Annotated in this window: 11 protein-coding genes and 1 pseudogene; 9 read left to right on the top strand and 3 right to left on the bottom strand. The window is 54.4% G+C overall.

Annotated elements, in window-relative coordinates; genetic code table 11:
- The 8 genes and pseudogenes from ACRCWW_RS12720 to ruvX all read left to right on the top strand — a co-directional run.
- A pseudogene (locus tag ACRCWW_RS12720) lies at nucleotides 1-127 on the top strand (IS110 family transposase); the annotation flags it as partial.
- Nucleotides 128-468: 341 nt separating this feature from the next.
- The gene (locus tag ACRCWW_RS12715; protein WP_438682735.1) at nucleotides 469-1,863 is read left to right on the top strand and encodes a sugar porter family MFS transporter; all 1,395 of its coding nucleotides are present in this window, start codon (nucleotides 469-471) and stop codon (nucleotides 1,861-1,863) included.
- A gap of 128 nt (nucleotides 1,864-1,991) precedes the next feature.
- Nucleotides 1,992-2,492 carry a SprT family zinc-dependent metalloprotease gene (locus ACRCWW_RS12710; RefSeq protein ID WP_438682734.1) on the top strand — a complete coding sequence of 167 codons (501 nt, stop codon included), beginning with the start codon at nucleotides 1,992-1,994 and terminating at the stop codon, nucleotides 2,490-2,492.
- Nucleotides 2,493-2,586: 94 nt separating this feature from the next.
- A complete protein-coding gene (gene endA, locus ACRCWW_RS12705; RefSeq protein ID WP_438682733.1) occupies nucleotides 2,587-3,321 on the top strand; it encodes a deoxyribonuclease I in 735 nt (244 codons plus the stop codon).
- Between the two features lie 20 nt (nucleotides 3,322-3,341).
- On the top strand, nucleotides 3,342-4,073 hold the full coding sequence (gene rsmE, locus ACRCWW_RS12700) for a 16S rRNA (uracil(1498)-N(3))-methyltransferase (RefSeq protein ID WP_438682732.1): 732 nt from the start codon (nucleotides 3,342-3,344) through the stop codon (nucleotides 4,071-4,073).
- A 24-nt stretch (nucleotides 4,074-4,097) separates the two neighbouring features.
- Nucleotides 4,098-5,045, top strand: a complete 948-nt coding sequence (gshB, locus tag ACRCWW_RS12695; RefSeq protein ID WP_438682731.1) for a glutathione synthase — start codon at nucleotides 4,098-4,100, stop codon at nucleotides 5,043-5,045.
- Nucleotides 5,046-5,146: 101 nt separating this feature from the next.
- Complete coding sequence (locus tag ACRCWW_RS12690; RefSeq protein ID WP_438682730.1) at nucleotides 5,147-5,710, top strand: YqgE/AlgH family protein; 564 nt, start codon at nucleotides 5,147-5,149, stop codon at nucleotides 5,708-5,710.
- Nucleotides 5,710-6,126 (top strand): Holliday junction resolvase RuvX, encoded by a 417-nt coding sequence (gene ruvX / locus ACRCWW_RS12685; RefSeq protein ID WP_438682729.1) that lies wholly within the window; start codon nucleotides 5,710-5,712, stop codon nucleotides 6,124-6,126. Before ACRCWW_RS12690 ends, ruvX begins: the two co-directional genes overlap by 1 nt.
- A 40-nt stretch (nucleotides 6,127-6,166) precedes the next feature.
- Here ruvX and ACRCWW_RS12680 read toward each other — a convergent pair whose 3' ends face one another.
- The gene (locus tag ACRCWW_RS12680; RefSeq protein ID WP_404659944.1) at nucleotides 6,167-6,820 is read right to left on the bottom strand and encodes a LuxR C-terminal-related transcriptional regulator; all 654 of its coding nucleotides are present in this window, start codon (nucleotides 6,818-6,820) and stop codon (nucleotides 6,167-6,169) included.
- Nucleotides 6,821-7,341: 521 nt separating this feature from the next.
- A complete protein-coding gene (locus ACRCWW_RS12675; RefSeq protein ID WP_438682728.1) occupies nucleotides 7,342-8,034 on the bottom strand; it encodes an IclR family transcriptional regulator domain-containing protein in 693 nt (230 codons plus the stop codon).
- 67 nt (nucleotides 8,035-8,101) lie between these two features.
- On the opposite strand from ACRCWW_RS12675, the gene ACRCWW_RS12670 reads away from it, so the two are divergent.
- Nucleotides 8,102-10,360 carry an FAD-dependent oxidoreductase gene (locus ACRCWW_RS12670; protein ID WP_438682738.1) on the top strand — a complete coding sequence of 753 codons (2,259 nt, stop codon included), beginning with the start codon at nucleotides 8,102-8,104 and terminating at the stop codon, nucleotides 10,358-10,360.
- Here the strand turns inward: ACRCWW_RS12670 and ACRCWW_RS12665 are convergent.
- Nucleotides 10,357-11,337, bottom strand: coding sequence for a type IV pilus twitching motility protein PilT (locus ACRCWW_RS12665; RefSeq protein ID WP_438682727.1), 981 nt, complete (start codon nucleotides 11,335-11,337; stop codon nucleotides 10,357-10,359). The genes ACRCWW_RS12670 and ACRCWW_RS12665 overlap by 4 nt on opposite strands.
- Nucleotides 11,338-11,347 lie beyond the last annotated feature (10 nt).

Below are 11,347 nucleotides of genomic sequence, written 5' to 3'. Positions count from 1 at the left end.
CGGGAAAAATGGGAAGCTAATAATCGGGGCGATGATGCGGAAGCTGGCGCAGGTGGCGTATGGCGTCCTGAAATCAGGACGCCCTTTCGATGCCACTCAGCATATGGAAAATGCTTGCGTGGCATAACAGTATCTACACTGAATCTTGTAGGCCCGCGCAAGCGCCAGCGCCGCCGGGCACAACAATGAAACCGATTACACTGATATCTTCAGGCCAAATTTAAGATTTTTCGCTTTGCGATAACCGAATTGTTCTGCTGTTACATCACATTTCAGGTAAGTCTCAAAAAAGCACTTTACCCGCTTTGAAAATTCATAACATCCCATTGATTAATAATAAATTATTCAAATTACATAACCTGACACTAGTGTAACCGATTACACCAATGTGATTTATCTCACATCTTTTTACGGTTGCCTAACCTACCCTTTACATTGATAAAACTGATAACCCAACTGGAGGGCATAATGCCTGACAATAAAAAACAGGGATATTCCAACAAAGCGATTACGTTTTTTGTCTGCTTCCTCGCAGCCCTGGCGGGATTACTTTTTGGCCTGGATATTGGCGTGATTGCCGGCGCATTGCCGTTCATCGCCCATGAATTCCAGATTGACTCACACACCCAGGAATGGGTCGTCAGCTCGATGATGTTCGGTGCCGCCGTCGGTGCCGTCGGCAGTGGCTGGCTCTCCTATCGTCTTGGTCGCAAAAAAAGCCTGATGATCGGCGCGATCCTGTTCGTTGCTGGCTCGCTGTGTTCTGCTGCCGCGCCTAACGTAGAAGTGCTGCTGATCTCCCGCGTGCTGTTGGGCCTCGCCGTCGGCGTTGCTTCTTATACGGCTCCGCTTTACCTGTCTGAGATCGCCCCGGAAAAAATCCGCGGCAGCATGATCTCGATGTACCAGTTGATGATAACCATCGGGATCCTCGCGGCTTACCTGTCAGATACCGCCTTCAGCTACAGTGGCGCATGGCGCTGGATGCTGGGCGTCATCATCATTCCAGCCGTTCTGTTGCTGATTGGCGTGTTCTTCCTGCCAGACAGCCCGCGCTGGTATGCCGCAAAACGTCGTTTCAACGATGCCGAGCGCGTCCTTCAGCGCCTGCGTGATACCAGCGCCGAAGCGAAGAACGAGCTGGAAGAAATCCGCGAAAGCCTGAAAGTGAAACAATCTGGCTGGGCGCTGTTTAAAGAGAACAGCAACTTCCGCCGCGCGGTGTTCCTGGGCGTGCTGCTGCAGGTCATGCAACAGTTCACCGGGATGAACGTCATCATGTACTACGCGCCAAAAATCTTCGAACTGGCGGGCTACGCCAACACCACAGAGCAGATGTGGGGCACCGTGATTGTCGGCCTCACTAACGTGCTGGCGACCTTTATCGCCATCGGTCTGGTGGATCGCTGGGGCCGTAAGCCGACGCTGGTGCTGGGCTTCCTGGTCATGGCCATCGGCATGGGCGTGCTGGGCACCATGATGCACAACGGCATCCACTCGCCTTCTGCGCAGTACTTCGCTGTCGCGATGCTGCTGATGTTTATTGTCGGCTTTGCGATGAGTGCGGGTCCGCTGATTTGGGTACTGTGCTCTGAGATTCAGCCGCTGAAAGGCCGCGATTTTGGTATCACCTGCTCCACAGCCACCAACTGGATTGCCAACATGATTGTCGGGGCGACCTTCCTGACCATGCTGAACTCGCTCGGCAACGCCAATACCTTCTGGGTCTACGGCGCGCTGAACCTGTTCTTCATCATCCTGACGCTGTGGCTGGTGCCGGAAACCAAACACGTGTCGCTGGAACATATCGAACGCAACCTGATGAAAGGCCGTCCATTGCGTGAGATTGGGGCGCAGAGTTAAGATCGTTGCGGTCTGATGTCCTCTCCCCGGACCGTACACACCCTTGAGGGAGAGCGCGTAAATACAAAAAGCCTTCTCTGCATGAGAAGGCTTTACTGTTTACCTCCGCGGTTTTATCCTTCCCCGCTATGAAAACCCCACGCCTTCCCATCGCCGTTCAGCAAGCTGTCATGCGCAGCCTGCGGGAAAAACTCGCCCAGGCAAACCTGAAGCTCGGGCGCGATTACCCGGAGCCGAAGCTCACCTGGCAACAGCGTGGCACCGCAGCGGGTACCGCGTGGCTGGAGCACTATGAAATCCGTCTGAACCCCGTGTTACTCCTCGAAAACCAACAGGCGTTTATTGAAGAAGTCGTGCCGCATGAGCTGGCACACCTGCTGGTGTGGAAGCGGTTTGGCCGTGTCGCGCCGCACGGAAAAGAGTGGAAATGGATGATGGAAAGCGTGCTTGGTGTGCCTGCACGTCGTACGCATCAGTTTGAACTGGAGTCAGTGCGCAAAAACACCTTCCCCTATCGCTGCGGCTGCCAGCAGCATCAGCTTACCGTTCGTCGGCACAATCGCGTGCTGCGCGGTGAGGCGGTCTACCGCTGCGTTCACTGCGGCGATCCTCTGGTGGCTGAGAAGTAACCTTCGGAAATAACTGGAACTTTCCTGATCTGACTGATTGCATCTGACAATCTGTTTCGGTACGTTGCGGGCTCGTTTTACTACGGAGTTCGTGATGTCCCGTAAATCTTTTCTGGCGCTGGCATTGATTAGCTCAGCCCTTTCAGGCCATGCCCTGGCCGATGGAATCACCTCATTTTCTCAGGCCAAAGCGGCGGGCGTGAAGGTCAATGCCAACGCCCCAGGCGATTTTTACTGCGGTTGTAAAATCAACTGGCAGGGTAAAAAAGGCGTTATCGATCTGGAGTCGTGCGGCTATAAAGTGCGTAAAAATGAAACCCGCGCCAGCCGCGTCGAGTGGGAACACGTGGTGCCCGCCTGGCAATTCGGCCATCAGCGTCAGTGTTGGCAAGATGGCGGCAGGAAAAACTGCGTGAAAGATCCGGTTTACCGCCAGATGGAAAGCGATATGCACAATCTGCAACCCGCAGTGGGTGAAGTGAATGGCGATCGTAATAACTTCATGTACGGCCAGTGGAATGGCGGCGAAGGCCAGTACGGTCAGTGCGCCATGAAGGTGGATTTCAAAGGCAAAATTGCCGAGCCACCGGAACGCGCACGCGGTGCGATTGCCCGCACCTACTTCTATATGCGTGACCGCTACAAACTCACGCTCTCGCGCCAGCAAACGCAGCTCTTCACTGCCTGGAATAAGATGTACCCGGTCACGGCCTGGGAGTGCAAGCGCGATGCCCGAATCGCGGAAATTCAGGGCAATCATAACCCTTACGTCCAGCAGGCTTGCCAGGCGCAAAAGAGCTACCCTACACTAGCGTCAAATGTTAACTGATATCCGGAAATTTTGAGCCTATGCGCATTCCCCGCATCTATCACCCTGATCCTGTTACCGCAGGCCATGAAATTGCCCTGAGCGATGACGCCGCCAATCACGTTGGCCGTGTGCTGCGCATGGGTAAAGGCCAGGCGATTCAGCTTTTTGACGGCAGCAATCAGGTCTTTGAGGCTGAAATTACTCAGGCGGATAAAAAGAGCGTTCGGGTGAATGTGCTCAATGCTCAACTCGATGACCGCGAATCGCCGCTGCACATTCACCTCGGCCAGGTCATGTCGCGCGGGGAGAAAATGGAATTCACCATCCAGAAATCCATTGAACTGGGTGTAAGCCTCATTACGCCACTTTTTTCCGAGCGCTGCGGCGTTAAACTGGATGCCGAACGCCTGAACAAGAAGCTCCAGCAGTGGCAGAAAATTGCCATCGCCGCCTGTGAACAGTCAGGCCGTAACGTGGTGCCGGAAATTCGCCCGGCCATGGATCTGGAAGCCTGGTGTGCGGAAGAAGAGCGTGGATTGAAACTGAATCTGCATCCTCGCGCCAGCGCCAGCATCAACACGCTGCCGCTACCGGTGGAACGTGTTCGCCTGCTGATTGGGCCGGAAGGCGGGCTGTCGGCAGAGGAAATTGCCATGACTGCGCGTTACCAGTTTACTGATATTCTGTTGGGGCCTCGCGTTCTGCGTACTGAAACCACTGCGCTCACCGCCATCACCGCACTGCAGGTGCGTTTTGGCGATCTGGGCTAATACTCGCGTTACAGGAGAAGAGTAATGATCAAGCTCGGCATCGTGATGGACCCCATCGCGAAGATCAATATCAAGAAAGATTCCAGCTTCGCCATGCTGCTGGAAGCGCAGCGTCGTGGTTACGAACTCCACTATATGGAGATGAACGATCTCTATCTGATTAACGGTGAAGCACGCGCACAGACTCGCCTGCTCAGCGTTGAGCAGAACTATGACGGCTGGTATAGCTTCAACGGCGAGCAGGATCTGGCGCTTGCCGACCTCGACGTCATTCTGATGCGTAAAGATCCTCCGTTCGATACCGAATATATCTACGCAACCTATGTGCTTGAGCGTGCGGAAGAAAAAGGCACGCTGATCGTTAACAAACCACAGAGCCTGCGCGACTGTAACGAAAAGCTGTTCACCGCGTGGTTCTCTGACCTGACGCCGGAAACGCTGGTCACTCGCAACAAAGCACAGCTGAAAGCCTTCTGGCAGCAGCACGGTGACATCATTATGAAACCGCTGGACGGCATGGGCGGCGCATCGATTTTCCGCGTGAAGCAGGATGACCCAAACATCGGCGTTATCGCTGAAACCCTGACCGAACTCGGCACCCGCTACTGCATGGCGCAAAACTATTTGTCAGCCATTAAAGACGGTGACAAACGCGTTCTGGTTGTTGACGGTGAACCCGTGCCGTACTGCCTGGCGCGTATCCCACAGGGTGGCGAAACCCGTGGCAACCTGGCTGCCGGTGGCCGTGGCGAACCGCGTCCGCTGTCTGAAAGCGACTGGGAAATTGCCCGTAAAGTCGCGCCAACGCTGAAAGAGAAAGGGCTGATTTTCGTTGGCCTCGACATTATCGGCGATCGCCTGACAGAAATTAACGTCACCAGCCCGACCTGCATCCGCGAAATCGAAGCAGAGTTCCCTGTCTCCATCACCGGGATGTTGATGGACGCTATCGAAAAGCGTCTGGGCAAGTAACCGCTAAGGCGGGAGGGATCCCGCCTTCACTCGACAGCGCCCCACTTTCCCCGCATACTGGCCGTTGTTGCTTTTTAAACCAGGAAACAGAACCTCTGACAATGAATTTACAGCACCACTTTCTTATTGCCATGCCTGCTCTCCAGGATCCGATGTTTCGCCGCGCGGTAGTCTACATTTGTGAATACAATGACGACGGGGCGATGGGGATCATCATCAACAAACCGATGGAAAATCTGAAGGTTGAAGGGATTCTGGAAAAACTCAAGATTTCGCCCGATCCTCGCGATCCCGATATTCGTCTCGATAAGCCCGTCATGCTCGGCGGCCCGCTGGCAGAAGATCGCGGCTTTATTCTGCATACGCCTCCGTCGACCTTTTCTTCCAGCATCCGCATTTCGGACAACACGGTGATCACCACTTCCCGCGATGTGCTGGAGACAATTGGCACAGCGGAACAACCGACAGAAGTGCTGGTTGCGCTGGGCTACGCTTCCTGGGAGAGAGGCCAGCTTGAGCAGGAAATCCTCGACAATGCCTGGCTGACCGCACCGGCAGATATGAACATTCTGTTCAAAACCCCGATTGCCGATCGCTGGCGTGATGCGGCTCGTCTGATTGGGATTGATATCCAGACCATGTCCGGTGTGGCGGGGCACGCATAATGAGCGGCACACTGATTGGTTTCGACTTTGGTACCCGCAGCATAGGCGTTGCTGTTGGGCAACGCATCACCGGCACAGCTCGTCCGCTTGGCGCACTTAAGGCGCAGGATGGTACGCCGGACTGGAACGCTATCGAAAAACTGCTAAAAGAGTGGCAGCCTGAAGCGGTGATCGTCGGTTTGCCGCTGAATATGGATGGCACCGAACAACCGCTCACCGCGCGCGCACGTAACTTTGCCAATAAAATCCATGGTCGCTTTGGCGTGAAAATCATTCTGCATGATGAGCGTCTCAGCACGGTAGAAGCGAAAGCAGGCCTGTTTGAACAAGGCGGCTATCGGGCGCTGAACAAAGGAAAGGTCGACTCCGCTTCCGCGGTCGTCATTCTGGAAAGCTTTTTCGAGCAGAGTTTTTAATCCCCCTCCCCTTTCGGGGAGAGGGAAACTGGCAAAAAAATCAGTGACGTAGATTCTCGTTCGCCCAACTCACCGCCTGTGTTCTGTTTTTCACACTCAGTTTGCGAAAAACATTGTACAGGTGGGTTCTCACCGTATTCTCACTAATAAACAACGCACGCGCGATATCCATATTCGTTGCGCCACCGCGCAACTCATTGAGAATTTCGCACTCACGCTCTGTCAGCGGAATATTGTCTACATCGCTGGATGTGTGTTCCGCAGCATACATTGCCGGGTGCATCACGCTCAATTCAGCCGTCTGCTCGCCGTGAAGCACAGCTTTGACGCCCTCAATTAAGCGCGATTCATCATCGTCATGGCGAAATACACCATACAGCGCTGGCCATTTGGCCATTTCGTAGAGCTCGTACTTTTGGGCGCTATTGATAATAAGCAGACGCGGGTTTTCAACCTGCGACTGGATAATATCCCGCCAGATCCCATTCAGTTTTTTATTCGATACCGCAATATCAAAGAGGATGACAGAGCCCCGCATCAGGCGCTGCGTCAACGGCTTATTGATATTATGAACATCAACATAAACAGAAAGAAGATCAGACAGATAGCTAGCAAAAGCATTCGCCTGAACCGAAGGATGAGTGATAAGAAGCAACTGACGTGATTTGCCCGCACTCTCTGATACATCAAGCATTTAAAAACTCTCCATAGTTGAAACTCACCATCATGGTGATTAAATGAGTCAAATAAAAACAAGCCACGTGATTAATATTTAAAAATGTAACTAACAAATCAAAACACTATTTCATGAGAAAAGTCCTATTCCCCATAAATAGAATAGAACGAATGCCTGATAAGTGTCAAAAGATTATCACCCTTTTTTTCCAGCTTTAAGCAACATAATCTCATGCTCAGTGCGGGTTTGTCTCATACTTATATTGCAGGAGGGGGTGTTGCGACATTATTAATCGCTCACCAGTTTGGAGGGGTTCCCGTACAATTGCATTAGCCGGGCTTAATATCAACAACAATATAACATTAGCCTTAATGAAGTATAAATAACGCTAACACAATCTTTTAATTCCCCCATACTCTCCAAATAAAGATTAATTATTCCCCAAACAACACGCTATTTCGGCACAGACACGCGATCACGCTCACAGTTCTTTGCCTTGTTTTTTGCATATCATTAACTGTTTCTATAGAAGAAACATACTAGCTGTACGCCATCAGATCCTGAGACAGCGTATGAAGAGACTGCAGCCGGTGCTCAACTTCATCCATGTTGGGATGCCATAAGCCTGCGAAAGCGAGCGCGGCGGAGTGAGCACCCAATGGCTGTGCCATCGACACTTCGCCATCGCTGTGATGCCAGACCACATGCCCAAGCTCTCGCTGCTGATGAACATGGGGCGCCAGCTGTTGCCACTGCTCCGCAGAAAAACGCTGCTGAAGCTGCTCATCACTTTCATGGGCGAGCAAAGACATCCCGATGACAGATTGCCAGGCAGGCAACATGTGGAAGCCCGCCAGCGCCTGGCTCAGTTGATGACCCGGCTCAGAGTGCCAGATGTAGATAACCTGGTCTTCCCACAGCACGCCAACCGCCACCACGATATCTTTTGGCGCAGAGCGTTCAAGAATGGGAAGTGCGCGCGAAAACAGCGCAGAGCCGCGAATGGCCTGCGCAGCAAGTGCATGAATGCCGGGGCCGGGAAGATAGCGCCGCTGCTCATCCTGCATGGTCAACCCGATAGAGGCCATGGTCATCAGCAGCCTGTTGACGCGAGTGGTGTTGATACCCATCAGACGTGCGAGTTCGCGACAGCCAATAGCCCGGCCACTGGAGACCAGGTATTGCAGACAGCGAATGCCATCGATCAGGCTTTGATTCGGTTGAGATGACATTGGGTATCGTCCGTTAGCAGGCTTATAGAGCAATGATTTTAGCGTCAGTTCAAAAGGATACAAGGTGATGAACATCTACAGCCAGAGTGAAAACCGAAGCTTTCCCCAACAGCAACTGCACGCTGATTTCGTTGTCGCAGGAGGAGGCCTGGCAGGTTTATGCGCCGCCCTCGCTGCCGCGCGCGAAGGTCTGAACGTTATATTGATTCAGGACAGGCCAGTACTGGGGGGCAATGCCTCCAGCGAGGTTCGTTTGTGGGCCAACGGCGCGACTTCGCATATGGGCAACAATAACCGCTGGGCACGCGAGGGCGGGATCATGGGCGAGATCCTCGAAGAAAACCTGTGGCGCAATAAAGAAGGTAACCCGGTGATGTTCGATCTGGTGTTGCTGGACCTGGCCCGCAGTCAGCCAGGGCTCACGCTGCTGCTGAATACCGCGGTGTACGAACTGGAAAAAGAAGGCCAGCGGATCAGCCAACTCAAGGCCTTCAATGCTATTAACGAAACGTTTTATCAGATTTCCGCTCCGCAATTTTGCGATGCCACTGGCGACGGTGTGCTGGGCTATCTGGCGGGTGCAGAATTTCGGGAAGGGGCCGAAGATGAGGCAGAGCTCGGGGAAAAAATGGCCCCTGGCGACAGCTTTGGTCACAAGCTTGGGCACTCCATTTACTTCTATACCCGACAAACCAACGCGCCGGTAAGGTTCGTTCCACCCTCCTTTGCGCTAAAAGACATCACCGATATTCCTCGATACAAACGCCTGACGTCCACGCTTAACGGCTGCGACCTGTGGTGGCTCGAATGGGGCGGCCGGCTTGATACCGTCTATGAAAGCGAAACCATCAAGTGGGAACTGTGGAAAATCGTCTGGGGCGTCTGGGATTACATCAAGAACTCCGGCGAGTTTCCTGAAGCCGCCAACATGACGATTGAATGGGTCGGCACCATCCCGGGTAAGCGAGAAAGCCGAAGGTTTATGGGCGATCACCTGCTGAGCCAGCAGGATATTGTCGAACAGCGCGACCATTACGACGCCGTGGGTTACGGCGGCTGGTCGATTGATTTACACCCTGCCGATGGCGTGTACAGCACCCACGATGGCTGCCGTCAGTTTCACAGTAAAGGCACCTACACCATCCCGTGGCGCAGTCTTTACAGCCGTTCCGTGGAAAACCTGCTGCTCACCGGGCGTTTGATTTCGGCTTCGCACGTCGCCTTTGGCAGCGCACGCGTAATGTGCACCTGCGGCCTGCTCGGTGAAGTGGCTGGCCGAGGCGCGGCGGTTTGCCATGAACAACACATCTCACCAAAAGCGCTGGCAAGCCACGAACGAATTGGCGAACTTCAGCAACGTCTCCAGACGGCGGGCTGTTATATTCCGCGTCAGAGGTTGCACAACCCCTCGCGTGGCGCACATGTCAGCGTCAGCAGTGAGTTTCAGTTATCCGAGCTGCCTGCCAATGGTCAGTGGCATTCTCTGACTGAACGCATGGCTGTACTTTTGCCGATCAAAGCAGGACAAGCGCTGCCCGCCATCAGGCTCCCGCTTCGCGGCACTCAGCCCTCGAGCCTGCATATTGAACTGCTTGGCAGCCAGCGTTCAGGCAACTTTACCCCGGATCAGCACTACGACAAGTGTCGCGTCGACGTCCGCGATGAAGGCGATTATATCTGCCAGTTCGCCTGGCGCAGCGACCGTGATCAATACGTCTTCCTGGCTTTTGAAGCACAGCCAGAGATCAGCATCGCCCTGACCGACATTCAGCTTCCCGGCATAATGACCGTCTTCAACAGTCTTAATGCGAGGGTGGCGAAACACGCCCGACAGGTGGCCGATGGAGACTACGGCGTGGATGAGTTTGATTTCTGGCTGCCCCGCCGCCTCCCTCACACCCTCTTCCCCGCGCTGCGCTTTGATACACCGCTTACGTGCTACGCCGCCGCCCACCTGCTAAACGGGCATCTTCGCCCGGAACAACAGACCCATGCCTGGGTGCCTGCCCTCACAGATAAAACGCCTACAGTGCAATGGCAGTGGGACGATGACCAGACCATCCACACCCTGACGCTCATTCAGGACAACGATTTCGACAACGCGATGGAAACCGTGCAAATGGGCCATGTCAACGCAGTGACACCTCACTGCATTACGCACTATCGGCTGTGGGCGGGTGAAACGCTGCTGGCGGAAGTCACCGACAATCATCATTCCGTCTGCACTCACCGCTTTAGCACGCCGCTGCGCACCCGCGGCATACGGCTGGAGATTCTCGCCACCGCTGGCGCGCTTCCTGCCGTCTATTCGCTGAACATTGCTTAGAGCCTCCCGGCCGCCTGCCGCTGCTGATAGCTCTGCGCAAACGTCAACATGCCCGCCAGCTGCCCGGTTTGCATCACCCCGGGTAGCTGGTGCGTTTTCCCTTCCCGAATCAGGCTGCCAACCGCAGGCGTGTTAACCAGCAGCTCATACAGCGCGACTCTGCCCTCCTGCTTATCGGGCAGCAATTTCTGCGCTAACACCGCACACAAACTGCCAGCCAGCTGGCTGCGTACCTGTTCCTTTTCACCGGCAGGAAACACGTCCACCAGCCTCTCGATTGCTTGTGCCGCGCCGCGCGTATGTAGTGTGGACAGCACCAGATGCCCTGTTTCTGCCGCCGTAAGCGCCAGGCGGATGGTTTCGGTATCCCGCAATTCGCCCAACAAAATCACATCGGGGTCTTGCCGCAATGCAACGCGTAACGCCGCAGCGAAAGAATCGCAGTGAGCACCTACTTCTCGCTGATGGATCAGGCAGCGCTCGCTGTGGTGAACAAATTCCACCGGATCTTCCAGCGTCAGAATGTGCCCGTCACGGTGGTGGTTCAGATGATTGACCATCGCCGCAAGCGTCGTCGATTTGCCACTGCCCGTTGCGCCCGTCACCAGAATCAATCCGCTCTCTTCGTTTAACAGCTCGGTCATGGCAGTTGGGGCATCCAGTTCGGCTAATTGTGGGCATCTTTCAGGCAACAGGCGCAGCACCAGAGAAACGCCCTCCGTGTGCCGAAAAGCGCTGGCTCGCAGCCGCCTGCCGTCGCACGCCTGAACCGCAAAGTCACACTGATTTTCATGCTGCCACTGAAGCCGCATGGCATCACTGAGCCAGTCCAGCAGCAGAATTTGCGGATCGGGTGCCTCGAAGGGGGCGGGTTCGAGCCTGCCCTGCCGCCGCCAGCGCACAGCACCGCTGTTGCACAGGTGTAGATCCGAGACGTTATGCTTTACACTAAGGGCCACAATTTCCTGCATATCCATATGATCACCC

Source organism: Scandinavium sp. (assembly GCF_051650185.1).
Classification (GTDB): Bacteria; Pseudomonadota; Gammaproteobacteria; order Enterobacterales; family Enterobacteriaceae; genus Scandinavium.
This window is presented reverse-complemented; position numbering and strand designations above follow the sequence as displayed.

Bases quoted from the DNA above. Each gene is read 5' to 3' on its own strand.
- ACRCWW_RS12670 (WP_438682738.1), top strand. From the start codon at position 8,102: ATGAACATCTACAGCCAGAGTGAAAACCGAAGCTTTCCCCAACAGCAA.
- gshB (WP_438682731.1), top strand. From the start codon at position 4,098: ATGATCAAGCTCGGCATCGTGATGGACCCCATCGCGAAGATCAATATC.
- ACRCWW_RS12710 (WP_438682734.1), top strand. From the start codon at position 1,992: ATGAAAACCCCACGCCTTCCCATCGCCGTTCAGCAAGCTGTCATGCGC.
- ACRCWW_RS12715 (WP_438682735.1), top strand. From the start codon at position 469: ATGCCTGACAATAAAAAACAGGGATATTCCAACAAAGCGATTACGTTT.
- ruvX (WP_438682729.1), top strand. From the start codon at position 5,710: ATGAGCGGCACACTGATTGGTTTCGACTTTGGTACCCGCAGCATAGGC.
- endA (WP_438682733.1), top strand. From the start codon at position 2,587: ATGTCCCGTAAATCTTTTCTGGCGCTGGCATTGATTAGCTCAGCCCTT.
- ACRCWW_RS12680 (WP_404659944.1), bottom strand. From the start codon at position 6,820: ATGCTTGATGTATCAGAGAGTGCGGGCAAATCACGTCAGTTGCTTCTT.
- ACRCWW_RS12665 (WP_438682727.1), bottom strand. From the start codon at position 11,337: ATGGATATGCAGGAAATTGTGGCCCTTAGTGTAAAGCATAACGTCTCG.
- ACRCWW_RS12690 (WP_438682730.1), top strand. From the start codon at position 5,147: ATGAATTTACAGCACCACTTTCTTATTGCCATGCCTGCTCTCCAGGAT.
- rsmE (WP_438682732.1), top strand. From the start codon at position 3,342: ATGCGCATTCCCCGCATCTATCACCCTGATCCTGTTACCGCAGGCCAT.
- ACRCWW_RS12675 (WP_438682728.1), bottom strand. From the start codon at position 8,034: ATGTCATCTCAACCGAATCAAAGCCTGATCGATGGCATTCGCTGTCTG.